This is a genomic window from Streptomyces sp. PL-25 (assembly GCF_058344915.1).
Map to the genome: position 1 here is coordinate 123,828 of NZ_CP136997.1, position 26,234 is coordinate 150,061.

24 protein-coding genes and 1 pseudogene are annotated in these 26,234 nt (G+C 73.8%); 16 read left to right on the top strand and 9 right to left on the bottom strand.

All coding sequences use genetic code 11. The features are described 5' to 3' along the window. Positions 1-23: 23 nt before the first annotated feature. Positions 24-1,100: a polyprenyl synthetase family protein gene (locus R4Z62_RS00530; RefSeq protein ID WP_491518798.1), complete on the top strand. Its 1,077-nt coding sequence runs from the start codon at positions 24-26 to the stop codon at positions 1,098-1,100. A 31-nt stretch (positions 1,101-1,131) separates the two neighbouring features. Here the strand turns inward: R4Z62_RS00530 and R4Z62_RS00535 are convergent, their stop codons facing one another. Beyond that, the gene (locus R4Z62_RS00535; RefSeq protein WP_491518799.1) at positions 1,132-2,718 is read right to left on the bottom strand and encodes an oxidoreductase; all 1,587 of its coding nucleotides are present in this window, start codon (positions 2,716-2,718) and stop codon (positions 1,132-1,134) included. Between the two features lie 87 nt (positions 2,719-2,805). Between R4Z62_RS00535 and R4Z62_RS00540 the strand changes: the two genes are divergently transcribed. Further along, positions 2,806-3,570, top strand: coding sequence for a helix-turn-helix transcriptional regulator (locus tag R4Z62_RS00540; RefSeq protein WP_491518800.1), 765 nt, complete (start codon positions 2,806-2,808; stop codon positions 3,568-3,570). On the opposite strand, the gene R4Z62_RS00545 is transcribed toward R4Z62_RS00540, so the two are convergent. Beyond that, complete coding sequence (locus R4Z62_RS00545) at positions 3,489-4,016, bottom strand: MFS transporter (protein WP_491518801.1); 528 nt, start codon at positions 4,014-4,016, stop codon at positions 3,489-3,491. The two genes, R4Z62_RS00540 and R4Z62_RS00545, sit on opposite strands and share 82 nt — an antisense overlap. A 349-nt stretch (positions 4,017-4,365) precedes the next feature. Here R4Z62_RS00545 and R4Z62_RS00550 point away from each other — a divergent pair, with 349 nt between their 5' ends. The 5 genes from R4Z62_RS00550 to R4Z62_RS00570 are packed head-to-tail and all read left to right on the top strand — an operon-like array spanning position 4,366 to position 10,077. After that, positions 4,366-5,898 (top strand): ABC transporter substrate-binding protein, encoded by a 1,533-nt coding sequence (locus tag R4Z62_RS00550; RefSeq protein WP_064530878.1) that lies wholly within the window; start codon positions 4,366-4,368, stop codon positions 5,896-5,898. 6 nt (positions 5,899-5,904) lie between these two features. Continuing rightward, complete coding sequence (locus tag R4Z62_RS00555; RefSeq protein WP_064530879.1) at positions 5,905-6,849, top strand: ABC transporter permease; 945 nt, start codon at positions 5,905-5,907, stop codon at positions 6,847-6,849. Continuing rightward, on the top strand, positions 6,846-7,697 hold the full coding sequence (locus tag R4Z62_RS00560; RefSeq protein ID WP_355480485.1) for an ABC transporter permease subunit: 852 nt from the start codon (positions 6,846-6,848) through the stop codon (positions 7,695-7,697). The genes R4Z62_RS00555 and R4Z62_RS00560 overlap by 4 nt, the downstream gene beginning before the upstream one ends. Further along, entirely contained in the window at positions 7,685-9,295 is a 1,611-nt protein-coding gene (locus R4Z62_RS00565; protein WP_491518802.1) for an ABC transporter ATP-binding protein, read from the top strand. The genes R4Z62_RS00560 and R4Z62_RS00565 overlap by 13 nt, the downstream gene beginning before the upstream one ends. After that, a complete protein-coding gene (locus tag R4Z62_RS00570; RefSeq protein ID WP_491518803.1) occupies positions 9,292-10,077 on the top strand; it encodes a class I SAM-dependent methyltransferase in 786 nt (261 codons plus the stop codon). Before R4Z62_RS00565 ends, R4Z62_RS00570 begins: the two co-directional genes overlap by 4 nt. Before the next feature lie 34 nt (positions 10,078-10,111). Here the strand turns inward: R4Z62_RS00570 and R4Z62_RS00575 are convergent, their stop codons facing one another. Together R4Z62_RS00575 and R4Z62_RS00580 are read right to left on the bottom strand one after the other, a co-directional pair. Beyond that, entirely contained in the window at positions 10,112-10,879 is a 768-nt protein-coding gene (locus tag R4Z62_RS00575) for a helix-turn-helix transcriptional regulator (protein ID WP_064530883.1), read from the bottom strand. 111 nt (positions 10,880-10,990) lie between these two features. Continuing rightward, the gene (locus R4Z62_RS00580; protein ID WP_491521816.1) at positions 10,991-12,178 is read right to left on the bottom strand and encodes an MFS transporter; all 1,188 of its coding nucleotides are present in this window, start codon (positions 12,176-12,178) and stop codon (positions 10,991-10,993) included. A 555-nt stretch (positions 12,179-12,733) separates the two neighbouring features. On the opposite strand from R4Z62_RS00580, the gene R4Z62_RS00585 reads away from it, so the two are divergent. The 5 genes from R4Z62_RS00585 (at position 12,734) to R4Z62_RS00605 (ending at position 17,483) form a co-directional block, all read left to right on the top strand. Beyond that, on the top strand, positions 12,734-14,584 hold the full coding sequence (locus R4Z62_RS00585) for a sensor histidine kinase (RefSeq protein ID WP_491518804.1): 1,851 nt from the start codon (positions 12,734-12,736) through the stop codon (positions 14,582-14,584). Positions 14,585-14,781: 197 nt separating this feature from the next. Beyond that, positions 14,782-15,240: a roadblock/LC7 domain-containing protein gene (locus tag R4Z62_RS00590; RefSeq protein WP_491518805.1), complete on the top strand. Its 459-nt coding sequence runs from the start codon at positions 14,782-14,784 to the stop codon at positions 15,238-15,240. Continuing rightward, a complete protein-coding gene (locus tag R4Z62_RS00595; protein WP_064530886.1) occupies positions 15,237-15,593 on the top strand; it encodes a DUF742 domain-containing protein in 357 nt (118 codons plus the stop codon). The genes R4Z62_RS00590 and R4Z62_RS00595 overlap by 4 nt, the downstream gene beginning before the upstream one ends. Further along, entirely contained in the window at positions 15,574-16,224 is a 651-nt protein-coding gene (locus R4Z62_RS00600) for a GTP-binding protein (RefSeq protein ID WP_491518806.1), read from the top strand. The genes R4Z62_RS00595 and R4Z62_RS00600 overlap by 20 nt, the downstream gene beginning before the upstream one ends. Then, complete coding sequence (locus R4Z62_RS00605) at positions 16,221-17,483, top strand: cytochrome P450 (protein ID WP_491518807.1); 1,263 nt, start codon at positions 16,221-16,223, stop codon at positions 17,481-17,483. Before R4Z62_RS00600 ends, R4Z62_RS00605 begins: the two co-directional genes overlap by 4 nt. A gap of 133 nt (positions 17,484-17,616) precedes the next feature. On the opposite strand, the gene R4Z62_RS00610 is transcribed toward R4Z62_RS00605, so the two are convergent. Then, positions 17,617-18,843 (bottom strand): cytochrome P450, encoded by a 1,227-nt coding sequence (locus tag R4Z62_RS00610; RefSeq protein ID WP_355480475.1) that lies wholly within the window; start codon positions 18,841-18,843, stop codon positions 17,617-17,619. A 266-nt stretch (positions 18,844-19,109) separates the two neighbouring features. Between R4Z62_RS00610 and R4Z62_RS00615 the strand changes: the two genes are divergently transcribed. Both R4Z62_RS00615 and R4Z62_RS00620 read left to right on the top strand, forming a co-directional pair. Continuing rightward, the gene (locus R4Z62_RS00615; protein WP_491518808.1) at positions 19,110-20,444 is read left to right on the top strand and encodes a M64 family metallopeptidase; all 1,335 of its coding nucleotides are present in this window, start codon (positions 19,110-19,112) and stop codon (positions 20,442-20,444) included. 130 nt (positions 20,445-20,574) lie between these two features. After that, positions 20,575-21,135, top strand: a complete 561-nt coding sequence (locus R4Z62_RS00620) for a cysteine hydrolase family protein (protein WP_491518809.1) — start codon at positions 20,575-20,577, stop codon at positions 21,133-21,135. Between the two features lie 51 nt (positions 21,136-21,186). Here R4Z62_RS00620 and R4Z62_RS00625 read toward each other — a convergent pair whose 3' ends face one another. Further along, positions 21,187-22,176, bottom strand: a complete 990-nt coding sequence (locus R4Z62_RS00625) for a L,D-transpeptidase (protein WP_064537161.1) — start codon at positions 22,174-22,176, stop codon at positions 21,187-21,189. 395 nt (positions 22,177-22,571) lie between these two features. On the opposite strand from R4Z62_RS00625, the gene R4Z62_RS00630 reads away from it, so the two are divergent. Further along, positions 22,572-24,245: a beta-1,3-glucanase family protein gene (locus tag R4Z62_RS00630; protein WP_491518810.1), complete on the top strand. Its 1,674-nt coding sequence runs from the start codon at positions 22,572-22,574 to the stop codon at positions 24,243-24,245. Positions 24,246-24,361: 116 nt separating this feature from the next. Beyond that, positions 24,362-25,012, top strand: coding sequence for a hypothetical protein (locus tag R4Z62_RS00635; protein WP_064530893.1), 651 nt, complete (start codon positions 24,362-24,364; stop codon positions 25,010-25,012). Here the strand turns inward: R4Z62_RS00635 and R4Z62_RS00640 are convergent. The 3 genes and pseudogenes from R4Z62_RS00640 to R4Z62_RS00650 all read right to left on the bottom strand — a co-directional run bounded on the left by R4Z62_RS00640 (position 24,993) and on the right by R4Z62_RS00650 (position 26,230). Further along, entirely contained in the window at positions 24,993-25,253 is a 261-nt protein-coding gene (locus R4Z62_RS00640) for an anti-anti-sigma factor (RefSeq protein WP_491518811.1), read from the bottom strand. The genes R4Z62_RS00635 and R4Z62_RS00640 overlap by 20 nt on opposite strands. Before the next feature lie 41 nt (positions 25,254-25,294). Next, positions 25,295-25,435 (bottom strand): annotated as a pseudogene (locus tag R4Z62_RS00645) (SpoIIE family protein phosphatase); the annotation flags it as partial. Between the two features lie 243 nt (positions 25,436-25,678). Next, a complete protein-coding gene (locus R4Z62_RS00650) occupies positions 25,679-26,230 on the bottom strand; it encodes a GNAT family N-acetyltransferase (RefSeq protein WP_064530895.1) in 552 nt (183 codons plus the stop codon). Between the last annotated feature and the right edge of the window lie 4 nt (positions 26,231-26,234).

Consider the following 26,234-nt stretch of genomic DNA (forward strand, 5'->3'; position numbering starts at 1 on the left):
GGCCCACCGACCCGGGGAGAACGATGACCACTGGGAACGAGACCGGTGTCCGCGAGCGGCTCACCGGCCACCGGGACCGCTTCGACGCCGGGTTCGCGCGCTACTTCGACACGGTCGCCCGGGAGCGGCCCTCGCGCGGGGTGTTCGTGCCCGAGGCGCTGGAGCTGGTGCGGGACATGTCGTTGCGCGGCGGGAAGCGGCTGCGGGTCGCCCTGCTGTACGAGGCGGCCCGGCTGGTGACCCCCGAGGCCGTGGCCGGGCTGGAGGAGGCCGCGCTCAGCATGGAGTTGCTGCACACGCACGGGCTGATCCACGACGACATCATCGACGACTCCCCCGTGCGCCGGGGGGCTCCGTCGGTGTACTACGCGTACCGCGAGCGCTTCCCCGGCCGGCCGCAGACGGCCCTGGGGCTGGCGGTCCTGGCCGGGGACCTGGCCGCGTTCCTGTCGCTGCGGGTCCTGCTGACCGCGCCCGTCTCCCCCGAGCTGCGGCAGGCGATGGCGGCCGTCCAGGCGACGGCGGGGGCCGACACGGTCGCCGGTCAGATCCTGGACCTGGAACGGGACTTCGGCCCGGTTCCCGACCGGGAGATGCTGGACCTGGTGTCCGAGTACAAGAGCGCCCGGTACTCGGTGCTCGCCCCGCTGCGGCTGGGTCTGCTCGCGGCGGGCGCGGATCCTGCCGCCCATGACAAGGACCTCTCGCGGTACGCGACGCTGGTGGGGATCGGCGGACAACTGCGCGACGACTACCTGGACCTGTTCGCGGACTCCGACACGGTCGGCAAACCGGCCGGGTCGGATCTCCGGGAGGGACGCCGCAGTTACGCGGTGTGCGCGGTCCTGGCAGCGGCGACCGGCCGCGAGCGGGAGGTCGTGGAGGCCGCGCTCGCCGGTCCCGGCTGCCGCCCGGAGACGGTCGGACAGGTCCGTGACATCGCCCGTCGGCACGGGGTCGACGAGCGGATGCGCGCGGACCTCAACCGGCTCGCCGAGGAGGCGGCCTCGGTCGCGGCGGGCTGGCGGCCGCGGTGGCGCGAGGAGGCCGTGGCGTTCTTCGAGCGGCTGCCGCTGTGGGCCGCGCGCCGCGCCCGGTGACCTGGGGTGCCGCGGCACCGGGGCGGGTCGGTCACTGGCGGCTGATCGACCGGGAGATGCCGGTGGCGGTGGTGGTGGCCAGGATCCAGCCCGCCGCGGTCAGCGCGTAGGCGAGCCACTGGCCGGTGCCCCGGGGGGCGAAGGCGGTCTCCTGGCCGAAGGCACTGATCGGGATGAGCAGGTCGAGGGTGTAGAAGAGGGCGTTGAACGGCGGTGCCTTGCCCGCTTCCAGGGGCGCGGGGTGGTGGGCGCCGAAGAAGAGCGCGCCGCAGCAGAGCAGGGCCAGGAGCCAGAGTCCGGCGCGGAGCGGACGGTAGCCGTAGCCGATGGTCGCGTCCTGGACGTAGCCCCACAGGCGGGTGTGCGGGGGCAGCAGGGAGCGGCGACGGCGCTGCTTGGCGAGCAGGACCGTGCGTGCCTCGTCCTCGTGCCCGAGCCGGCGGTAGGCCGCCGCGAGCTGTTCGTAGGGCTGCGGATGGTAGCCGTCGCTGCCGCGCCGGAGCCAGCGGAGCCGTTCGGCGGCCGTCAGCGGGGCGGCGAGGGCCGTGTAGGCGGTGTCGGCCAGCCGCAGGTCGGCGGGCCAGGTGGCCGGGGTGTCGTAGAGGGTGCCCAGGTGGGCGTTGCTCGCGTCGACGGCGCCCTCGGCCGGCCGCCGGGTGCGCAGGTCGGTCTCGCGGGCCTGGGTGAGCCGGAGGGAGAGGGCGGTGCCGCCGGGGTTGGTCAGTGTGGCGTCCCGGAGGCTGAGCCGGGTACCGATGCGGCTGCCGTCGAGCGTGACGCCGCCGTTCACGGTGAGGCCCAGGCCGAGGTCGAAGTTGCGGGCGACGCTGACGTCGACGGCCTCCAGCGCGATGTCACCGGCGTTGTCCAGCCGGGCGCCGCAGAAGCCGATCGCCGCCGCGACCGTGGCGCCGGAGAGGATGACCCGTCCTTCGGCGCTGAAGCCCGGATGGCAGGTGAAGTCCTCGGTGACCTGGACGTGGTAGGCGTCGAGGGCGTGGCCGCCCGGGTTGCTGAGCGTGGCGCGCTCCAGGTCCAACTCGCCCGACAGGGCGGCGCCGGTGAGCCGGAACGCGCCCCGGACGGTGAGACCGGTGCACAGGACGTCGCCGCCCGTGGTGAGGCGCACCGCGGAGATCGCCACGGCGCCGGGTGCGGTGATCACGGCTTCGCGGAGGTCCAGGTCGCTGTGGATCTGGGCGCGGGTGAGGACGAGGGGTCCGGTCAGGCGGGAGCGGGACAGGACCAGCCGGCCGTCGATCCTGGCCGTGTCGGCGGCGAGGCCCGGCAGGGCGCAGCCGGTGAGGGTGAGGTCGCGCAGGCTCGCGCCCTGGAGCAGGGGCACTTCGTCGAAGGCGCACTCGTCCAGGACGACGGGTGCCGTGATCTCGGCGAAGCGCAGGTCCAGCCGGCCGGTGACACGGGCTCCCCTCAGGCGCAGCGCCGGGCGGTCGCCGGGGGCGGGGGCGGCACCGGCGCCCGTCAGCAGCGCGGCGACGGCCTCGGCCCGTATCTCCGGGTCGTGAGCGGGTGGGCCGTCGCGGACGTCGACGGTGCCGCCGTGGGCGAAGGCGTGCCACAACCGGCTCTCGCGGGGGCTGAGTTCGTCGGGACGCATGGTCGTCGATCATTCCCGTGCGGGATGGGCCGGGGCAAGGTCTCGTGCGGGCGCCGCGCCGAAGTGCCCGGCGTAGGGTGGGCTGTCGTGGGCGGCACGGGGCGTATCAGCATCAGCTATGAGGAGCGTGCGGGCATCGTCATCCCGCTCGCGGCGGGCGGCGGACTGCCCACGCACAGCCATCCGCAGCACCAGTTGGCCTGGGCGCCGGACGGTGTGCTGACGATGGGGGCGGGTGACTTCCGCTGGGTCGTTCAGCGGTCGCGCGCCCTGTGGATCCCCGGTGGGGTGGAGCACGGGGTCCTGCCCGGCGCGTCGGGCGCGATGCTCTCGCTGTACTTCGAACCGGACGGCTGCCCGCTCCGGTGGGTTTCCCCGACGATCGTCGACGCCACCGGGCTGGTGGGGCCGCTGCTGTCCTACCTGATGGAGCTGGACGGCGGTGTCGGCACCGGGGACCGGCGGACGCGGGCCACCGCGGTGCTGTGGGACCTGCTGGAGCCCGTGCCGGTCGCGACCCTGCCGGTCATCCTTCCCGACGACCCGCTGGCGCTGCGGGTGGCGCTCGCCATCCGTGCGGATCCGGCCGGCTCCCGGGATCTGGAGGAGTGGAGCCAGGAGGTGGGGGCGTCGGCGCGTACGCTCTCGCGCCGGTTCCGCGCGGAGACCGGGGTGGGTTTCGCGAGCCGGCGGACGCTTCGGCGGCTCGATGCCGCGCTGCCGCTGCTGGGCGCGGGACAGCCGATCGCGCGGGTCGCTCGCGCGGTCGGCTACCGGACCGCGAGCGCCTTCATCGCCGCGTTCCGGCGGGAGCTCGGCACCACTCCCGCCGCGTACTTCGGCGCGCCGTAGACGCCGATCGCCTTCGCCCGTGCGGCGGGCTCGGGGAAGGCGGCCGACAGCAGGGGCAGCGCGGTGGCGAAGAGCATGGCCGCACCGACGCTCTGCACCGCGCGCAGGATGTCGAGCTGCACGATGCCGCCGGCGAGGGTGAGGGCCAGCGACGCGCCGGTGAACACGGCCATGCCGGCCAGGAACACGCGCTTGCGTCCGAACCGGTCGCCGAGTGTGGCGAAGGTCAGCAGGAGGCCGGCCAGCGGGATCGAGTAGGCGTCGACGACCCACTGGAGGCCGTCGATGGAGGCGTCGAACCGCGTGCGGATGTCGGCGAGTGCCGCGGTGACGACGGTCGCGTCGAGCATCAGCATGAAGATCGCGGCACAGACCATGAACAGCACCGTGCCGGGGCGGCGTGGCATGTCGACGGGTGGTGTTCCGCGGGTGTCGGTCGCGGTCAAGGCATGGGTTCCCCCTGGTGGGCGGGTATGGGATGCGGATGCGGGGACACCGCCGTGGGGTGGGGGCCGGTGCCGCACCGATCACGCTAGGGGCCGGCCGGTCCGACGGAAATGACGTACCAGGACGGGCAGTGTCGCGCAGCGGACAACCTGGGGCCGGGCCCCGCCGGGCCGCGCCGGGCCGTCGGTTCCGGCGGCGGGTGGCGCGGTCGCCGGGTCGCCCTCCTGACCGGTCGCCGCGTCGCCCGCGTGACCAGTCCCACACCGTCCACTATTGCATGATCGTTGCAATTGCTTATTGGATGCGTGTGCCGTGGTTCTGGAGCAACAGGCTGAAAGGGACGTCCACATGCCGGTCACCCCCACCCGCCGGAGTGTGCTCACCGCGGCGGCCGCGGCAGGCGCCGGGCTGCTCACCGGCTGCTCGGCCGCGGACTCCGGGTCCTCCTCGCCGAAGAAGGGCGGGACGTTGCGCGCGGCCTTTCCGGGTGCGGGGGTGAAGGAGACGATGGACCCGCACGCGCAGCGGCAGTTCGTCGACATCGCCCGGCACAAGGCCGTCTTCGACAAACTCGTCGAACTCGACTCCACGCTGCGGCCGGTGCCGCGGCTGGCCCGCTCCTGGTCGAGCGACGCCGAGGCCCGGGTGTGGCGGTTCGAGCTGCGGGAGGCGCGGTTCCACGACGGGCACGCCCTCACCCCGGACGACGTGCTGTACAGCCTCTCCCGGATCCTCGACCCGCGCGCCGCCGACCATCTGGCGAAGAACTCCCTGGCCCACATCGATCTGCCCAACTGCCGCAAGGTGGGCCGACGGAGTGTGGAGATCGCGCTCACCCGGCCGAACGCCGAACTGCCCGGCCAGTTGGCGATGACCGGCACACCCGTCGTCCGCGACGGCTGGAACGACCCGCGCCACCCCGTCGGCACCGGCCCGTTCCGGTTCGTCTCCTTCACCGCGGGACGCGAGTTCACCGGGCGCCGCTTCGACGGCCACTGGAACGGCGCCCCGCACCTGGACGAGGTGCGGATCCTGTCCGCCGAGACCGAGGCGCGCGCCGCCGCGGTACGCAGCGGGGAGGTGCACTTCGCGCACGAGATGACGCCGACCTTCGCCCGTACGGTGCAGCACGACAGCCGGGTACGGGTGGTGGCGACCAGACGCAGCGGGGTCCAGGGCTTCGCGCTGAAGACGGACCGGGCGCCGTTCGACGACCCGCAGGCGGCGATGGCCGTCAAGCTCCTCGTGGACCGCAGGCGGCTGGTGGACGTGGTCTGCTCGGGCCGCGCCGAGATCGGCAACGACGTGTACGGCAAGGGCTACACGTACTACCCGGACGGTCTCGAGCAGCGCGAGCGGGACGTGGCCGAGGCGCGGCGGCTGCTCAGGCGCACCGGTCTGTACAACAAGAAGGTGACCTTCTACACCTCCACGGCGGCAGACGGATTCGCGCAGGCCGCCCACCTGTTCACCGAGCAGGCCGGTGAGGCAGGGCTGAGGGTGGAGGTCGTCGACGGGCCGCCGGAGTCGTACTTCACCGACGTGCTGAGCAAGGGCACCGTCACCAACCACCGGTGCGGTGCCATGACCATCCCGACCTACCTCAGCGAGCGGCTGCTGAGCGACGCCCCGCAGAACGCGACGGCCTGGAGGCACCGGGACTTCGACGAGGCGTTCACCGCCGCACGGGCCGTGGCGGACGACGGCAGGCGCACCGAGCGGTACCGCGCGGTGCAGACGACGCTGCGCGACCGGGGCGGTCTGGTGCTGTGGGGGCATCCGGAGTGGCTGAACGCCGTGTCCCGCACCGTGCGGGGTGTGCGGGAGGCGCCGCCCAACACGGTGGACTGGGCGCGGTTCGACACGGTGTGGCTGGGCTGAGCACGGGTGCTGCGCCATGCCCTGCGGCGGTGCGGGTGGACGCTCGTCCAGCTCGCCGCGCTCAGTGTCATCGTCTTTCTGCTGACCGATCTGCTGCCGGGGGACGCGGCCACCGTCGACTTCAACGAACAGGCCGGGCTCGGCCAAGTGGCCCAGTTGCGGGAGCAGATGGGGCTCGACCGGCCGCTCGCCGAGCGGTTCGCCGACTGGGCGCACGGCCTGCTCACCGGTGACCTCGGCACGTCGCTGGTCGGCGGTGGCCCGGTCGGTGCGGTGCTGTCGTCGTCGGTCCCGGTGACGGCGGCGCTGGCCGCCGCCACGGTCGTGCTGCTGGTGCCGCTGGCCGTCGCGCTCGGACTGCTGACGGGGCTGCGGGCGGGCAGCAGGACGGACCGCGTGGTGTCCGCTGTGACGCTGGCGCTCACCTCCGTACCGGACTTCGTGCTGGCGCTGCTGCTGGTCGGTGTCTTCTCGCTGCGCCTCGGATGGCTGCCGTCGACCTGGATCGGCGCGGACGGCGTGTGGTGGCGGCGGCCGGAGCTGTTCGTGCTGCCGGTGGCGGTGCTGCTGGCCCGCACCGTGTGCGTGCTGTCCCGGCAGATCCGGGCCGGCACCGTCACCGCGCTGCACTCCGGCTACGCGGTGCAGGCCCGGCGGCTCGGTGTGCCGCCCGCCCGGCTGGTGCTGCGGCACGTCCTGCCCAACGCGGCGGTCCCCGGCGTACAGGAACTGGCCCGCACCGGTGACCAGTTGCTGGGCGGTGTGCTCGTCGTCGAAGCGGTCTTCGCCGTCCCGGGCACCGCCACGGCACTGGTCGCGGCCGTGCAGAACCGCGACGTACCCACCGTGCAGGCCCTCACCCTGGCCCTGGCGGCGGTGGCGTGCCTGCTCAACCTGGCCGCCGATCTCGTCGGCCAGCGCCTGGCTCCCCGTACGGAGGTACTGCGATGAGTGCCCGCGGACGGTCCGGGGGCCGCCGGGCGGCCGGGGGCGCGCTGCTGCTGGCGCTGCCGGTCACCGCCGCGGTCGTCGGTCCGCTGGTGACGGACCCGGGCATCCCGTCCGACGGCATGCCCTACGCCCTCGGCGACGGCCATCCGCTGGGGACGGACGCCCTGGGCCGGGACGTGCTGACCCTGGTGCTGCGCGGCGGGGCCAGCGCCCTGGGCGTGGCCTGTGCCGCGGTGGCGCTGGCCGTCGCCGTGGGCGGCGCGCTCGGTCTGACCGCCGCGGCGGCCCGCAGCCGCCTGCTGGACGACCTGCTGATGAGGCCGGTGGAACTGCTGCTGCCGCTGCCCTCGCTGCTGGTGATCAGCGTGGTGGGGGTCGGCTGGCGGGGGCATCCGGTCGCGGTGGCACTGGCGGTGGCCGCCCTGAACGTGCCCGCCGTCGCCCGGTTGCTGCGTGCGGCGGCCCTGGACGCCGCCAGCGGTCCCGTGGCCGAGGCGATGCGGCTCCAGGGCGAGTCGGCGGCGCGCGTCCTCGTCCAGCACGTCGGGCGGGCCGTGCTGCCGGTGGCCGCCGCCGATGCCGGGACGCGCGTCGGCGGCGCGGTCTTCACCGTGGCCGCCGCCAACTTCCTCGGTCTCGGTCTCGATCCGACCTCGCCGGACTGGGGCGTGGTGATCGCCGCGAGCCGGGAGGCGCTGTTCGTGCAGCCGTGGGCGGTGCTGGCGCCGACCCTGATGCTGGTGATGTTCACCGTGGGCGCCAATCTGCTGGCGGACGGGCTGCTGCCGCACGCGGCGCGGTCCGGTGCGCGGACGGGCGGCGGGAAGGCGGTGCCGTGGAACCGGTGATCGAGGTCAGCGGCCTGACGGCACACGCCGGGACGGCCCGGCTCCTGGACGGCGTCGGCCTCACGGTCGCTCCGGGCACGGTGACCGCCCTGGTGGGACCTTCCGGCAGCGGCAAGACCACCGCGGCGCTGGCCCTGCTGGGCGAGGCGGCGCCCGGTGTACGGCTGAGCGGCACGGTACGGGTCGCGGGCGTCCCGGTGGTGGGGGCCGGCGGACCGACGGGCGCCGGACGGGACGTCCGCGGCCGGGTCGTCTGCTACATGCCCCAGCACCCGGCCCACGCCCTCAATCCGGCCCGGCGCATCGGCTCGGTCCTCACCGAACTCGCCCGTCTGCACCGGCCGGACGCCCGCGGCCGGGCCGTCGCCGTCCGGTACGCCGCCGAAGCGCTGCACAGCGCCGGGCTGCCGGACGAGCCGGCCCTGCGGCGCCGCTTCCCGCACCAGTTCTCCGGCGGCCAGCGACAGCGTGTCGCGCTCGCCCAGGTGCTCGTCTGCGGCCCCCGGGTGCTGGTCCTCGACGAGCCCAGCACCGGTCTGGACACGGTGGCGCGGCTGCGGCTGGCCGGGCAGCTGACGCGGCTGGCCGCCGAGGGGTACGCGCTGCTGCTGCTCAGTCACGACCACGAGCTGGTACGGGCGGTGGCGGGCCGCGCCGTGGTCCTCGAACGCGGCCGGGTCGCCGCCTCGGGCCCCACCGCGGACGTCCTCCCGCCGCTCCCGGAGGCACCGCCCTCGCCCGCCGCTCCCCCGGCGCGGGCCCCCGCCGCGGGCGCCGGAGCGGTGCTGGAGGCGCGGGACCTGACCGCGTGGCTGCGGCCGGGCGGCCGGGGCGAGGTCCTGCGCGAGGTGTCCGTGCGGGTATCCGAAGGCGGCTGCACCGGCGTCGTCGGGCCCTCGGGCAGCGGCAAGACCGTGCTCGCGCGCTGCCTCGCCGGACTGCACGAACGCCATCGGGGGCACCTCGCCTTCCGCGGCTCGCCGCTGCCCGTGCTGCGCCACCGCACGGCCCGGCAGATCCGGGGTGTGCAGTACGTCTGGCAGGAGGTGCGGAACTCCTTCGACGAGCGGCGCACCGTCCTGGAACAGGTCGCCCGCACCGCCGTACGCCTGCGCGGCCTGACGGCGGCGGAGGCGGAACGGCGGGCCCGGCAGGTGTGGGAGCGGCTCGGCCTCACCCCGGAGCAGACCACGCGGCACGCCGCCTCGCTGTCGGGCGGGGAGCTGCAACGGGCCGCGCTGGCACGGGCGTTGCTCGCCGAGCCCGATGTGCTGGTCTGCGACGAGATCACCACGGCGCTCGATGCCGTCAGCACCGGACTCGTGACCGCGGAGCTCGGCCGCCTGCGCGAGCGGAGCGACACGGCCGTGCTGTGGATCGGCCACGATCTCACGCTCGTGGAGCGGCTGGCCGACGACCTGGTCGTCCTCGACGCGGGCCGCGTCGTGGAATCTGGCGACAGCCGTACGGTCCTGTCCGCCCCGCGCTCCGAGACCACCCGCCTGCTGCTGCGGTCCCGGCACCTGGGCACCGCGGGCACGGCGCCCGTCGAACCGGCCCCGTCCGGCGTCCAGCGAAAGGAACACCCCCACCCATGACCACCACCTCGACCGCGTCCGACTGGCAGCGGTGGCAGACGAGCTGGGACCGCCAGCAGGAGTGGTACATGCCGGACCGGGAGGAGCGCTTCCGCGTCATGATCGACGCGGTCGAGGCCGTGGCGGGCCGTACTCCGCTCGTCCTGGACCTGGCCTGCGGCACGGGCAGCATCTCCGACCGGCTGCTGCGGCGGCTCCCCGGCGCCCGTACCGTCTGCGTGGACATCGATCCGGCGCTGCTGACCATCGCCCGCGGCCACTTCGCCGATGACGGGCGTGTCACCTTCGCCGAGGCCGACCTCACCGACCCGGACTGGACCGCGCGGCTGCCCGTCGCCTCGTTCGACGCCGTCGTGACCGCCACCGCCCTGCACTGGCTGGACACCGGACCGCTCCGCCGCCTCTACGGCAGCCTGGCCTCACTGGTGCGCGAGGGCGGTGTGTTCCTCAACGCCGACCACATGTGCGACGAGTCGGCGCCCCGGCTCAACGCGGCCCTGCACGCCCTGCTGCTGGAGGGCCGGGAGCGGCGGCGGCGCGAGGGCGCCCTCGACTGGGTCGACTGGTGGAGCCGTGTCGCGGACGATCCCGTCCTCGCCGGACCGGCGGCCCGCCGCTTCGCCCTGCTCGGCGATCCGCGCGAGCCCCGCCCCGCCGGTGCGCTGCCCGACCGTCCCACGGCCACGAGCTGGCACCTGGACACGCTGCGGGAGCAAGGATTCACCGAGGCACGGCAGTTGTGGTGCTCGGCGAGCGACGCGCTGGTGGCCGCGCTGCGCTGAGCCCACGGACGCCGGGACACCGCGCCCGGCACGCTCACCGCTCCCGCGGGCCGAACACACCCGCGCGGTACGTCCCGGGTGTGGTGCCCATGGCCTGGGCGAAGATGTCGACGAAGGCACTGGCGGATGCCCAGCCGCAGGCGTGGGCGGTGTCGGTGACGGTGGCGTCCTCGGCGAGCATCACCATGGCGTGGAAGAGGCGGACGCGGGTGCGCCACTGGGGGTAGGTCATACCGAACTCCTCGCGGAACAGCCGGGACAGGGTGCGTTCGCCGACGTGGGCGTGGCGGGCGAGTTCGGCGAGGGTGTACGGGCGGCTCAGATCGGCCTCCACCAGTCGGCAGACCTGGGCCAGCCGCCGGTCCCGCGGCACGGGCAGCATGATCGGCTGCTCCGCGACCCGGCGGAGCCGGTCACGCAGGACCGCCTCGATGTGGCGGGTCTCGGCGCGGGTGAGGTCGGGGCTGGTGAGGGCGATCAGCAGTTCGCGTACGAGGGCGTCGACGGCGACCACGGCCGGTGTCCGCGCGTCGAGCACGGGCTTGGGGTCACCGGCCGGGAAGCCGACGGTGTGGAAGCGGCTGCGGCCGTAGAAGCGGTGCTCGTGCCAGGTGTGCGCCGGGATCCACAGGGCCCGGTCGTTCGGCGCGATCCAGGAGCCGTGCTCGGTGCGGATCGCGAGGACGCCCGAGCTGACGTAGATCAGCTGGTGGTCGTCGTGGCGGTGGCGGTCGATGACGTCGCCGCCCGCGCGGGACTGGGTGCTGGTCGGCGCGACCGGCTGGTGTCGGATCTCGGACATCGAGGGGAAGGATAGGTCTTGTCGGTGCGGGGCGTGGGGCCCGGCGCCGGCGGGGCAGGTGGCCGCGCCCGTACGGCTCCGCGGCGGCGCGGCGCTCACCCGGTCACCCGGTCACCGGGGGGCCGCTCCGGGGGCTGGTGCGCCGGGTCCACCGGGGCCCGGCTCGTGCGCCGGCTCGTCCGCCGGGTCGTGCGCCGGTTCGCGCAGCGCGGTGGAGAGCAGGATGGCGAGGACCGGGACGACGGCGAGGACCACGAGCGCGCCGCGCGGTCCGTGGTGGCCCGCGACGAGGCCCAGCAGGGGCATGAAGAGCCCGCCGGCGCTCACGGCCAGGCCGAGGGTGACACCGGCCGCGGTCCCCGGACGGCTGGGCAGGTAGTCCTGGCCCAGCTTGATCAGCACGGCGAACGGGATGTTCGAGATCAGACCGACGAGCAGGGCCAGCGGAAGGGCCGCGTACTTGTCGTCGCAGGCCAGCATGGCCCACAGGGCGGGCAGCATGGCGGCGTTCCCGATCTGCACGGTACGCACCATGCCGATGCGGTCGGCGAGCCGTCCGCCGAGCAGGGTGCCGAGCACACCGCCGCCGAGTTCGAGGGTCAGGGCGGTCCCGCCGAGTCCGCTGCCCGCGCCGAGGTGGCGGATCCAGTACAGCGAGATGAAGGTGTTCAGACCGGTCGAGACCGTGGACCGGGCGACCTCGACCGCGGTCAGCGCGGCGAAGCGCCCCGGCTGGTCCTTGCCGCGCGGCCCGGCCTTCCGCACCGCGGTCTCCGCCGTGCGGGTGTGGTGGCGCAGCAGGACGAAGCCCATGAGGACGGCCGGCGGGATGAACAGCGCGGTCGCGCCGATGCCGAGCCCGTCCAGGGCCGGGGTCACCAGTGCCGGTCCGACGAAGAAGCCGACGCTTCCGCCGGCCGCGAAGTAGCTCATCGCGGTCGCGCTGCCGCCCGCCGCCCGGCGGGCGTCGCGTCCGGCGGGCGGGTGGAACATCGCGATGCCGACACCGGCGAGCAGCAGCAGCGCGAACACCGCCGGATAGGCGGGCGCCAGACCGGAGAGGCCCGCCCCGACGCCCGCCAGGCTGATCCCGAGCGGTGCCATCCAGCGGAGCCGGTGGCGGTCGGCCAGCAGCCCGATCGGCACCTGGGGCAGCGCACTGCCCAGCGTCGCGGCCAGCGCGAGCCCGGAGGCCTCGACATAGCTGAAGTGCCGTTCCAGCACGAAGTAGGGGACGGCGGCGGGCACGAGGCCCTGGTAGAAGTCGTCGACGGCGTGGGCCGTGGCCCACACCCTCATCCGGCGCCAGTGGCCGGGCGGGGCGCCGACGCCGCGGGAGCGGGTCGTTTCCTGGGTCGAAGTCACAGCACCACGATGGTGAATCGGGGGCAGGCGCGCTTCCCATATTCTGCCCATCGATGTCGGAGAACCGCCGGACGGCGCCACCGGCCCGTCGCACCCGGCCCGGGAGCGATGCGATCCGTCATGCACGGGACGGTGCTTGGCTGGAAACCAGGCATCCGTGTGAGGGGACGGGACCTCGAAATCCTCGCATCCCAGCACATTGTGACGGTACGCCAGTCAGGCGATGTCAGGTCTGTGCATGTCAGCCGGGTCAGGATCCGGCCGCTCCCACTATCACGCCGACGGAAACGGAACGGCGAGTTCGCGACGAAGTCGAGCCGACGAGGGACTGTACGGCTGGACCGAACGTCTCGTGCGGTGAGGATGGCTAACATGAACCGGAGTCCGGTCGGAAGATCGTCCTCCTCTTGGGGCGTGTCGCGACGACCTGCGGCCGTAGTCCACGGGCCGCACCGTTTCTCCCCCACTCACGGACCGAGGGACCGCGGAATGCCAGTGCCTGCACCGCCCAGCCAGCACCGATCGGCGAAGGAGCCGCACACTTCACCGGCCGTCCCCGTGGCCGTGACGGCGGTGAGCGCCGTGGCGGCCGGCGCGGCGGTCGTCCTGGCGCCGGCCGGCGCCCGCGCCTGGACGCTGGGCGTGGCGGTGACCGGCTGGGTCTGTGTGACCGTGGCCGTGCTCGTCGGCACTCGGCTCGCGCGCCGGGCCCGCCGCGCGGCCGCCGCGCAGGAGACCGAGGCGGCCAGGCTCCGGGCCCAGCTCGCGCAGTACTCCGCTGAGACCGCGCATCTGGTCAATGTCACGCTCCCCGCCGTGGCCGTACGGGTACGGGGCGGCGCGAGCGCGGCGGAGGCGCTGCGGGACGTGTCGCCCTCGGGCGGCGGGCAACTGGGCGGGCTCGCACAGGCGTTCGCCGCCGCGGTCGAGGAGGGCGCCCGGCAGGCGGCGCTGCTGGACGGCGAGCGCCGGCAGGCCCGGCACGAAGTGGGCGCCGTCATGACCGAGTTGGAGCGGCTGACGCGGGAGACGCTGCCGGCCGCGGTCGCCCGGCTGGGCGAGGGCGAGTCCGCCGACACGGTGCTCGCGGAACTCGACCTGCCGCGACTGCCCGCCGTCCGCACGCTCGCCGAGTCGTTCGTCCGTGAACTCGCCCGCAGCGAGCGGCGCGTGGCCGCGGCGCAGGCCGCCTCCGCGAAGGCGCTCAGCCGGGTCCAGGCCAAGACCGTCAGCATGCTCGCCGATCTGCGGGACATGCAGGAACGACACAGCGAAGAGGTGTTCGGGGACCTGCTGAAGCTGGACCACAACACCTCCCAGCTCGGTCTGATGACCGACCGGCTGGCACTGCTGATGGGCGGCCGGTCCAGCCGCGCCTGGAACAAGCCGATCGTGATGGAGAGCGTCCTGCGCGGCGCGGTGGGCCGCATCGCCGCCTACCGCCGGGTGCGCCTGCACTGCTCGGCCACCGCCGCGATCTCCGGCTTCGCCGCCGAGGGCGTCATGCATCTGCTCGCCGAACTGATGGACAACGCCGCGAACTTCTCCCCGCCCATCGACGAGGTGCACGTCTACGTCGAGGAGCGCAGCGCCGGTGTCGTGGTCACCATCGAGGACAGCGGTCTGAAGATGGCGGACGCGGCGATGCGCCGGGCCGAGGAGGCGGTGTCCGGCCGGATGAGCGACCTGGCCTCGCTCCAGGGCACCCGGCTCGGCCTCATCGTGGTGGGGCGGCTCGCGCTGAAGTACGGCATCAGCGTCAACTACCGGCCCTCCTCGCGCGGCGGCACCGGTGTCGTCGTTCTGCTGCCCCCGCAACTGCTCGCCCAGCAGCGCGAACCCGCGCCGCGCGAGCCGGTCCGCCCGCCGGTCACCGCCGCCGCGTCCGCTGCGGGTGCCGCGCCCTCCGCCACGCGCACGGCCGTCCCGGCGCCCGCGCCCGCTCCCGACCTCGACGCGCTCCCGAAGCAGCCGCAGGCTCCCGCCCCGGCGGGCCGCCCCGCCCTCGCGGCGCGGCCCGCCGACCGGTCCGACCCCCATGAGCCGGGGCGGCACCGGCGCCCCGCCGGGGCGACCCCGAACGGCCTGCCGGTGCGCAGCCCCGGCCGGACCATGGCGGAGGCCGAGCGGGAGCGCGAGCAGCGCCGGTCGCCGTCCCAGGCGGCACAGGCGACACAGGCGGCACAGGACGGCCGTCCGGAGCCCCGTCCCGAGCGCCCGCCGGGGCAGGACGCGGGCGCGCGATTCGGTGCCTTCCACCGCGGGCGCCAGTCCGCGGGCGGCGCCGTGGGACCGGACGGCGAGGAGCGGCCCGGTTCCCGGCCGCCGGCCGCGTCCTAGCCCGCGCGCCCCGGCCGCGCCCCTCCCCCGCTCCGTGGGCGCCCGCGCGCCCTGCCCGTACCCCTGCCGCCTCTTCCTCCTCTTCCGCTTCCCTGCCCTTCCCGCTTCCCCGCCCTCCGCTTCCGCGCCACACGCGGGGCTCCCGGCGCCCACCTCCCCGTCGAGTTCATGAGACATGAGATTGGAGGAACGGGCCGGTGACCGGCCAGCCGGGCACCACCGTCCCGACACCCGTCATGCAGACCACCGACAACAGCCTCACCTGGCTCCTCCAGAGCCTCCTGGAGCGCACCCCCGGCACCCGGCACGCGCTGGTCCTGTCCCGGGACGGCCTGAAACTGTGCTGGACCGAGCATCTGTCCCTCGACCAGGCCGACCAGATGTCGGCGATCTGCTCCGGCATCCAGGCGCTCGCCCAGGGCGCCTCCGCGGAGTTCGGCGACGGCAGCGGCGGGGTGCGCCACTCCATGACGGCGTTCCACGGCGGGCTGCTGTTCATCGTGGAGGCCGGCGAGGGCGCGCACCTCGCCGTCGTCGCCCGGGAGGACGCCGATCCGGGCGTGGTGGGCCACCAGATGACGGAGCTGGTCGAACAGATCGGCGACCATCTGCGCGCGGAGCCCCGACAGCCCGCCCGAGGGAGCGGTGCCTCATGACGCGCAGGCCCGTGGACATCGGCGACCCCGACCGCCTCTACACGGTCACGGGCGGGCGCAGCCGGGCGAGCGACTCCTTCGACCTGGTCACACTCGTCGTCAGCGAGTGCCGTCCGGCGGCGGGGATGCAGTCGGAGCACGTCCGGATCCTGGAGCTGTGCACCCACCCGACGGCCGTGGTCGAGATCGCGGCCGAGCTGAGACTGCCGATCACCGTGGTGCGGATCCTGCTCGGCGACCTGCTCGACACCGGGCGGATCACCGCCCGGCACCCGCGCGCGGCGCCCTCCGTCGCCTCGCTCCCCGATTCCGCCCTTCTCAAGGAGGTGCTCCATGGGCTCCGCAACCTCTGAGACGTCCGACGCGTCCGTACCGCCTCGGACCTCCGAGCCGCCTTCCCACCGCACACCGCTGGCCGACACCGCGGAGACCGGCCTGAAGATCGTCGTCGTGGGCGGGTTCGGTGTCGGCAAGACGACCCTGGTCCGCTCGGTGAGCGAGATCCGGCCGCTGAACACCGAGGAGGTGATGACGCAGGCCGGTGTCGGGGTCGACGAGATCGGCGCGGTGTCGGCCAAGACGACGACCACGGTGGCGTTCGACTTCGGACGCATCAGCCTCAGCGAACGCATGGTGCTGTATCTGTTCGGCGCGCCGGGGCAGGAGCGGTTCTGGTTCCTGTGGGACCGGCTGTTCTCGGGCACGCTGGGCGCGGTGGTCCTCGTGGACACCCGGCGGATGGACGACTCCTGGTACGCGATAGACCGGCTGGAGCACCACCGGACGCCGTTCGTGGTCGCCGTCAACCGGTTCGACGATGCCTCCCCCCACTCGCTGGACGAGATCCGGCAGGCGCTCGCCCTGCCCGAGCGGGTGCCGATGGTCGACTGCGACGCACGGGTCCGGCAGTCCGGCAAGGACGTGCTCATCACCCTCGTGGACCACCTCTACGACATCGCCATGGCCCAGGAGACGACACCGTGACCGACACCGGTACCCCTTCCGCCCATCCGGCACCGCCGGGCTGCCCCGCTCACGAGGACGCGGTCCCGCTGGCCGGTCTCGAGTACCAGCAGACGCCGTCGCAGCTGTACCGCGAACTGCGCCGGGAGCACGGGCCGGTCGCGCCGGTGCTGCTCGACGGGGGCATCCCGGCCTGGCTGGTGCTGGGCTATCCCGAGGTCACGTACGTGACCCGGCACGACGAGCTGTTCGCGCGCGACTCGCGGCGCTGGAACCAGTGGACGAACATCCCGCCTGACTGGCCGCTGCTGCCGTTCGTCGGGTATCAGCCGTCGGTGCTGTTCACCGAGGGCGAGGAGCACCGGCGGCGGGCCGGTGTGATCACCCACGCGCTGGAGGGCGTCGACCAGTTCGGGCTGGCCCGCGACTGCCGGCTGATCGCCGACCGGCTCATCGCCGGCTTCGCGGGCAGCGGGCAGGCCGAGCTGATGACGAGTTACGCACACGCGCTGCCGATGCGGGCCGTGGTGCAGATGTGCGGGATGCCGACGGCGGGCGCGGACACCCAGCAGCTCGTCGACGACCTGCGGATCTCGCTGGACGCGGCCGAGGGCGACGACCCGGTGGCGGCGTACGGCCGGGTGGGCGAGCGGCTGCGGCAGCTGGTGAAGGACAAGCGGGCCGAGCCCGGTCCGGACGTCACCTCGCGCATGCTGCTGCATCCTGCGGAGCTGACGGACGAGGAGATCGTCCAGGACCTGATCTCGGTGATCGCCGCCGCGCAGCAGCCGACGGCGAACTGGATCTGCAACACGCTGCGGCTGCTGCTGACCGACGAGCGGTTCGCGGTGAACGTCTCGGGCGGCCGGCTCAGTGTGGGCGAGGCGCTCAACGAGGCGCTGTGGCTGGACACTCCGACGCAGAACTTCATCGGGCGCTGGGCCGTACGGGACACCCAGCTGGGCGGGCGGCACATCCGGGCGGGCGACTGCGTGGTGCTGGGTCTCGCCGCGGCCAACACCGATCCGCAGATCTGGCCGGAGTCCCATGTGGGTGCGGAGAACTCCGCGCATCTGTCGTTCAGCCACGGCGAGCACCGCTGTCCGTATCCGGCGCCGCTGCTGGCGGACGTGATGGCGCGTACGGCCGTCGAGACGCTGCTGGAGCAGTTGCCGGACCTGGTGCTCGCGGTGGAGCCCGGGGAGCTGCGCTGGCGTCCGTCGATCTGGATGCGGGGGCTGGTGTCGCTTCCGGTGGCGTTCACGCCGGTGGTGAGGTAGCCGGGCGGTGCGGTACGGCCCTTGGTGCGGGGATCCGGTGTGGTGATCCGGTGTGGTGATGTGGTGCGGCGAAGTGGCGCGGTGCGGGCCCGTGGTGCGGTCGCCGGGCCCGCCGCTCCGGCCGGGGGGCGGGTCAGCCGCCCACGGGGGTGAAACGCACCGGCAGGGACTGCGGTCCGCGGGTGAAGACGCCCTGTTCGGCCGGGTCGAAGCCGTCGGCCAGGCGCATGTCGGGCATGGCGTCGAGGAGTTGGTTCACGCCGGTCTCCACCTCGGCCCTGGCGAGCAGCGCGCCGACGCAGAAGTGCCGGCCGAGCGCGAAGGCGAGGTGGTCGGCGGCCGCGGAGAAGGCGGTCGTGGTGGTGAGGTCGTCGCGCAGGATGTCGAAGCGGTCGGGGTCGCGGTAGCGGTTCTCGTCGCGGTTGGCGGCGCCTATCAGGCAGGTGACGGTGGCGCCGGGGGGCACGGTGCCGCCGCTGAGCCGCACCTCGGTGGCGGACTGTCGCATGATCATGTGGACGGGCGGGGTGTAGCGCAGCGTCTCGGCGAAGGCCCGCGGGATCAGGGCGCGGTCCGCGCGGACGGCGGCGAGCTGGTCGGGGTGGCTCAGCAGGTTGGCGAAGATGCTGGCGATGGCCTTGTCGGTGGTCTCGCCGCCGGCGGCGAGCAGCAGGCTGCAGAACGCCTTGATGTCCTCGTCGCTCATCCGTACGCCGTCCACCTCGGCGGCGCACAGCGTGGACAGCAGGTCCTCGCCCAGGTCGTCGCGGCGCGCGCGGATGATCGGCAGCATGTACTCGGCGAACTCCACCCGGGTCCGCTCGCCCGCCGCGGTCACCTCGGGATCGCCGGAGAGGTTGCCGAGGAAGGCGATGACGGCCGTGTACCAGCGGTGGAAGCGCGCGTGGTCGGCCTTGTCGAGGCCGAGCATGTCGGCGATCACGTTGACCGGGAAGCGAGTGGCGTAGTCGCCGACGAGGTCGGCTGATCCGGTGTGCCGGAACGCGTCGATCAGTTCGCGGGAGTTGCGCTCGATGACGGGCAGGAACTTCTCCTGGAGGTCGCTGCCGCGAAAGGCGGGGGCGACCAGGGCGCGGCGCACGGCGTGTTCCCGCCCGCTGAGCTGGAGGATCGTTTTGCCGTGCACGGGCTCGATCTGCCAGTCGTAGTTGTCCGTGGTGAACTCGTTGTTCTTGTCCTTGAAGACGCGTTCGACGTCCTCGTAGCGCGAGACGATGTAACTCCGGGTGGCCTCGTGCCAGATGAGGGGCGCGGTGTCACGCATCGCACGATAGGCCGGATAGGGGTCCTTCGCGAACTCCGGCGAGAGGATGTCGGGCACCTGCTGCGCGGTGGACATGATGCTCCCTCAGATAAGGAACCGGCTGTTCCTCTCAGGCTATTGATCATCTGTCCGGGGGGACACCCCCGGAGCGAGTGCGGTCGCCTTGGATGCCGCCGTTGGCCGAAAAGCGCCCTCCCCGGTCTCCCGCCCGGACGGTTCGCGTACGACGCGCACGGCGGCGGCGCGGACACTCTGGCGCACCGACGCGCGAACCCTTAAGTTAATCCCTGCCTTAACTCCACTTACTTCATGGGTTAATCGGGAACTCCAGTGAGGTCGCCGTGCCGCATCGCAGGAAGCCGTATCCGCGTTGGACCGCCGCCGTCGTGGCCGCCCTGGTGAGCGCGGCCGCGCTGGTCGTGGGCGTGGACCCGCCACCGGCCGGGGCCGCGACCGGTTCCGGCGGGCACCGCCAGAACGTCGAGTACTTCCCCGATCCCTGGTCCGCCCCGCGTCAGGTGACGGTGACCACGGACACCGCTGACACCACAGCCCCGAGCGCCCGCGCCGCGTCGCCCGCGGCCGGTGCCGCGTCCGCCGTGCGCGCCCTCCAGCAGACCGGCCCGGTCTCCGGCCGGCTCGACCTCGTGGTGCTCGGCGACGGCTACACGGCCGCCCAGAAGGACGACTTCACCGCGGACGCCGAGGACAAGCTCGACCAGATCTTCCGGATCGAGCCGTACCGCAGCTACCGCGGCCTGTTCAACATCTGGCTCGTCGACGCCCCCTCCCCCGAGTCCGGCGTCTCCGGCGATCCGACGGCGGACGTCAAGCGGACCACGGCCCTCGGCTCCTCCTTCTTCTGCGACGGCCTGGAACGTCTGCTGTGCGTCGACCCGGACAGCGTCACCCGCTACGCCGCCGCGGCCCCCGCCGCCGACATCGTCTTCGTCATCGCCAACTCCGCCAAGTACGGCGGCGCGGGCTACTCCGCCGTCGACCTGCCGCCGGGCACGCCCTTCCACGGCGTGGCCACGATGTCGTCGGACAACGACCGCTCCTACCTCATCGGGGCCCATGAACTCGGGCACTCCATAGGGCACTTGGCCGACGAGTACCAGTACGCCGGATACGGCCCCTACCCCTCCGCCGACGAGCCGGAGGCGGCCAACCTGACCCTGCGACGCGATCCGGCCGCCACGAAGTGGCGCCGCTGGCTCGGCGCCCAGGACCCGACCGGCTCGGCCGTGGGCACCTACGAGGGCGGCGGCTACTACGAGACGGGTGTCTACCGTCCCACCGAGACGTCCCTCATGCGCGACCTGTCCTCGACCGACTTCAACGTCGTGGGCCGCGAGGCGATGATCGCCGGTTTCTACGCGGACGCCGACGCCCTGACCTCGCCGCTCGCCACCTCGCGCCCGGTCGCCTCCGCCCGGAACATCACGGTGCGGCTCGCCCCGCTCACCGGTCTCGCCCGGCTGCGCCTGGACTGGTACGCCGACGGGAAGCGGATACCGTGGGCCACCGGGCGGATGGCGGTGACCCCGCGCGAACTGGCCGGCCGTCGCTCCGTCCACCGCGTCACGGCGGTGGTGAGCGACGGCACCGGCGCCGTACGAGACCCCCGGGTCCGCCAGGCGGCGTCCAACTCCCTGACGTGGACGGTGCGATGAGGTGACATGAGCCCTGTCCGCGCCCGCGGGCCGGGAACCGCCGCCCGTCGACGGCTCACGGCGGACCCGCGCGGGGACGGGAGGGGCCGGCCCGCTACGATGCCGGACCGGCCCCGACCCTGGAGATGCCATGAAAAGCGCCCTGCTCGTGATGGACGTCCAGCGGTCCATCGTGGAACTCACCGACGCCGGACCCGAGTTCCTGCGCCGGGTGCGCAGGGCCATGGACGGCGCTCGGGCCGCGGACATCCCCGTGATCCATGTGACCATCGCCCTGCGACCGGGCTTCCCGGAGGTCGGCACGCACAACAGGGCGCTCAGCGCCATCGCGCAGGCCGGGCTCTACGTCGAGGGCGCCGCCGGTACCGAGATCCACCCCGAGGTCGCTCCCCTGCCCGGCGAGGTGGTGATCACCAAGCGGCGGGCGAGCGCCTTCTCGGGGAGCGACCTCGATGTGGTGCTGCGGGCACGCGGCATCGACGGCCTGGTGCTGACCGGCATCGCCACCGGCGCCGTGGTGCTGTCCACCGTGTGCCAGGCCAACGACCTGGACTTCGGCCTCACCGTCCTCGCCGACGCGTGCCTGGACCCCGACCCCGAGGTGCACCGGGTCCTCGCCGAGAAGCTGTTCCCGCAGTGGGCGCGGGTCCTCGGCGTCGACGAGTGGGTCGGCGGCCTCGCGGCCCGTTAGGGCCACTCCGGCCGATCGTGGTGGAGGAGAGCAGCAGTGCCTGGCCGCGCCTCACAGCGCCGCGGTCGTGCCCTCGCCCGACGCGCTGCCCGCCAGCCACTGGTCCCAGCCGAGGTTGAAGTCGGCGTAGCCGTTGTCCGGGTCCGCCTTGGCCCGGGACGAGCCGGTGATGGTCACGGGGTCACCCTGCTTGACCTGGCCGTAGAACCACTCGGCGTCGGACATGGAGAGGTGGACGCAGCCGTGCGAGCCGCGGGCGCTGCCGCTGCCCGGGTTCGGGTCGCCGGTCGAGTAGTGCACATAGGTGCCGGACTGGGTGAGGTGGATGTCCCAGGGCAGCGTCAGGTCGTAGTAGTCGGGACTGCCCTTGTCGCAGGTGATGCCGGCACTGCAGGAGGTCATGTGGACCTTCTTCTCCTTGTCGATGACGGCCATGGTGCCGTTCCAGGTCGGGTACTGGGCGCTGCCCGCGTTGATGGACAGCGTGCGCACCGCCTTGCCGTTGCGGGTCACCTTGAGGGTGTGGCCGCGCACCGAGACGTCGGCGCGCACGTCGTCGCCGACCTTGAAGGTGTGCGTGTACTCGCGCACGCCGTACCGCCCGTTGCCGTTGGCCACGCCCCGCATGTCGACGTCGACCTTGACCTCGGTGCCGGACGGCCAGTACTCCTTGGGCCGCCAGTCGGCGCGCTTGTCCCCGAACCAGTGCCAGGCGCCGGCCACCGGCCGGGAGGCACTCACCTTCATGTGCTTCTCGACCGTGGCCCGCGCCTTGGCGGCCACCGGGTTGCTGAAGACCACCGAGACGGGCATGGCGACACCGACGGTGGCCTTCGACTGCGGCATGATCGTGTCCAGCAGCATCGGCGGCCCCGCGGGCTTCGTCGGCGACGGCGAGGCGGTCGCGCCCGGCTTCGCCGGGGCCTTCGCGTCGTCCCCGCCCGCCCGGTCGCTGCCGCCGCCGTGACCGCAGGCGCTCACGCCCACCAGCATCGCGCCCGTGACGAGTGCGATCCGTATGCCGCCCCTGCGCCGTCCCATGACCTGCCCCACTCTCTCAACTCTCGCGCCCCGAGGGGCTCACTCCCCTGTCAGACGGCCCATCGCGGCCGCCGGGTTCCGGGTACCGCGCAAAGTGTCTCCCAAGACTCCTCCGGCGCATTTGCCGGGGGCCGCTCCCGCCCACCGGGCCGCGGCGGGCGGCGTCCCGGCCGTGCCGCACGGGCTGCGGCGGCCCGCGCCACGGACGGGACGAACCGGACCGGACTTCCGATCGTCCAACCCCCCTTTCCCGCACGCCCCTTGACCCGCCGATTGGCACAGTCCAATAGTGGTCCCGTAGTGGTACCGCTCCCACTCCCCTTTCTCTCCCCTGTCTCCCCCGTCTCTCCTGTCTCCTTGAGGCGACCACCCCCACACCCACCCCGGAGGCCGTTGTGCTCTCCCGCCGTGCCCTTCTCGCCACCGCAGCGGCCACCGCGGCCGCCCTCCCCCTGACGGCCGCCGGCACCGCCGCGGCCCGCTCCGCCCCGCGCGCCCTCGCCGCGGCGCTCCCCGTCGCGCTCGCCAACAACTCGGGCGGCTCCGCGCCGGTCTACGCCTACATCTCCGGTGCCGACACCTCCGGCTGGCCCGGCTTCGTCACCGCGGACGGCGTCTTCCACCGGCTGCCGAGCCCGTCCTCGGTCCTGACCCCGATACCCGACTACGCCATCCCGCTGGGCGCTTCGGGGTCGGCACCGACCCGGCTGACGCTGCGCGACTACGTGATCGGCGGCCGGGTCTGGTTCTCGACCGGCCGGAAGATCCAGTTCTTCGTCAACCCGCCGGGAGGCAACGGCGGCGTGCCCGGCCTGGTGCAGCCCGGCTTCACCAGCACCGACCCCAACTGGACCACCAGCTGGACGTTCTGCGAGTTCACCTACAACTCGGCCAACCTGTACGCCAACATCAGCTACGTCGACATGGTCGCCCTGCCCGTCTCGATGGCCACCACCGGGGCCGCCGGGAACCAGTCGGTGCCCGCGCTGCCCTCGGGTGCCCTGGCCTCGATCGCCTCCGGGCTGCGGGACCAGCACGCGGCGGACGGCGCGCCCTGGGACCAGCTGGTGGCGACCGACTCGGCGGGCACGGTCCTGCGCGTGCTGGCGCCCTCCCACGCGCCGGTGGACTTCGGCGCGTACTGGCGGCCGTACCTGGACCGGGTGTGGGACTACTACCGCACCCACACCCTCACCGTGGACGGCCAGGGCTCGATCGGCGCGTACTCCGGGACCGTCAGCGGTGACGTGCTCACCTTCGCCGGGCTCAACACCAACGGGGTGCCCTTCACCAGGCCCTCCGCCGCCGACATCTTCGGCTGCGCGAGCGGCCCGCTGTACAACTCGGGAGCCGACGCGCGCTCCGCCGTCGCCGCCCGCCTCGCCGCCGCCCTCAACCGCTCCAGCCTGCTGGTCTCCGGCGGCGCGTCGCAGCCCAGCGGGGTCACCCCCGCCCAGTACTACACGGAGTCGGTCACCAACCACTACGCCCGGCTGGTGCACCGGTACGCGAGCATCGGCTACGCCTTCCCGTACGACGACGTCGGTCCCACCGGCTCCGCCCCGGTCGACGGGCACCTCCAGGACCCGGCGCCCGCCTCCTGGACGGTCACCCTCGGACCGGGCGGTGGCGGGACGACCCCGCCGGGCGGAGGCGGGACGAGCGCCTACTCCACCGTCCAGGCGGAGGACTACAGCGCGCAGAGCGGCACGCAGACGGAGACCTGCGCCGACACCGGCGGCGGCCGCGACGTGGGGTATCTCGCCGCCGGGGACTGGCTGAAGTACGCGTCGCTGGACTTCGGTTCGGCCGCCCCGGCGCAGTTCCTCGCCCGGGTCGCCTCCGGGGTGGGCGCCGGTGTCAGCGGCGCGATCCGGGTGCGGGTGGACAGCGCCACCGGGCCGCAGATCGCCGAGATCGACCTCGGCGACACGGGCGGCTGGCAGAGCTGGCGCACCGTCCCGGCCAACGTCACCCGCGCCGTGACCGGCGTCCACGACGTCTATCTGACGTTCGCGGAGAGCACCGTCGAGTTCGTCAACGTCAACTGGTTCACCTTCACCCGCTGACCGTCGCCCGACCGTCCGCCCGGCGGCAGCCGGCGGATTGAGGCCGTGGGGCGGGGGCACGTGCTCCTGCACACGGCGGTCGCCGCGGCGGCCGGGACGAGGAAGGACGGCACAGGATGAGCGAGGGACCGCGAGCGGCGCGGGAGCAGGGGGCGGGGCCCGGCCCCGAGGACGGCGTACCCACCCCGCCGCTGCGGCCCGGCGGCTACGAGCCCGCCGACTACGCCGCCACCGTGGTGCGCAGCGCGCGGCAGGCGGGCATCTCACCGGTGCTGCTGATGGCCGTGCTGCACAACGAGGCGTACAAGCCGCACCATCCCCTGCTCGAACGTCTCTGGCAGTGGTGGAAGCGCGACGCGTCGTTCGGTGTCGCCAACATGCACCGGGCGACGTTCGAGAAGGTGCGGCGGGCGCACGCGCTGCCGGGCCGCTGGCAGGACCTGCGGGACGACCCCGCGTTCGCCGTCCGCACCGCGGCTCTCCACCTCGGGGATCTGGACCGCGCCCTGCCGCGGCGCCACCCGCGCCGCTACCGCAGGGACGAACTGCTCGCCCTCGGCTACAACGCGGGCGAACGCAACATGCGGGCCTTCGCCCGGGGTGTGCCCCCGGGCCCGATGGCACGGTCGTATCTGCGCCGGCTGCGGGCGCACTGGCCCCGGGCCGCCCGGGTGGTGTCGGAGCGGGCCGGGGAGCGCGGGGCGAGCGGGAACGGCCCGGTGGCGGCGCCGGACGGTACCGCGCCCGTCACCGGACCCGGATCGTGAAGACCCGGACGAGTGCGGCCACGGTCAGGATGCGCAGGGTGTGCGAGGGGACACCGGTCAGTCCGATGCCGGCCCCGGCGGCAAGAGCGTGCCGACGTGCGGCGAGCAGGCCGCCGGGATGAGCGGAGGGGCCGGCGCGGCCGTCGGCCCGCAGGACGAGGGCCGAGGGGTGGCCGCCGGAGGTGAGGCGCGCGGTGCGGTGGCCCGGTTCGGAGGTGGGTTCGACGACGCCGAGGACCACGGTGCGGCACCGGGGCCTCCGTCTGCGGAGCGGCGCTCGTAGTGCACGGTGTCCAGCGTGGTCAGGGCCGAGGCGGGCGCCGCGTCGTGCAGGGCGGCGGCGCGCGGGGCGCGGCGGGTCAGCCAGGTCGGGGCGGCGGCTTCGGGGCCCATGCCGCACATGTCGCCGACAAAAGCGCCCAGCGGGCCGGCTTCCCCAGGAAGTCCGGGATGGTCCGCTAGGTGGCCGGGCCGGTGACCGTCACGTTGGTCCTGCGGCGGATGTCCGTGCGCACCGTCCTCCCACCCGGCCGCGCGGGTACCGCAGGCGGTCCGTGATCGCTCACGGGGGCGCCGGTGCCGCGGCCTTCGGGCCTGTCATGGCGAGCGGGCGCGCGGCCGAGCGGCCAGGCGCCGGGCGGGAGGGGGTCTCAGCGGGCGGGGATCTCAGCGGCCGGCGGGCCGCGGCGCTGGCCGCCAGTCCCGGGCGAGGAGCCCGAGCAGCACCTCGTCCAGGAACTCACCCATCACCCATGCCGAGGAGCGCAGTACGCCCTCGCGGACGAAGCCGTTGCGCTCGGCGGCGCGCAGCATCGCGTCGTTGTCCGCGAGGGTCTCGATCTGGAGCCGGTGCAGACCGCGCACGACGAATCCGTAGTGGCACAGCACCTCGACCACTTCGGTGCCGTAGCCCTTGCCGCGCGCGGCGGGCAGCAGCCCCAGCCCGATGTGCGCGGTGCGGTTGTGGGTGTCGATGCCCCACAGCGACGCGGTGCCGATCAGGGTGCCGCCGTCCAGCTCGGTCACGGAGAACGGGACGTGCTTCTGCTCCGTGTCGTCCACCACGAGCCGTGGGTCCTTGGTGCCGGGCGTGACGGGCCGCCACGGACCGGCCTCGGACCGCGAGGCGTTGACCACGTCGTCGTACAGCTCCGTCCGCAGGACCGGTATGTCGTCCTCGTGCCGGGCCCGCAACCCGACCTTGCCGCCCTTCAGCATGTGA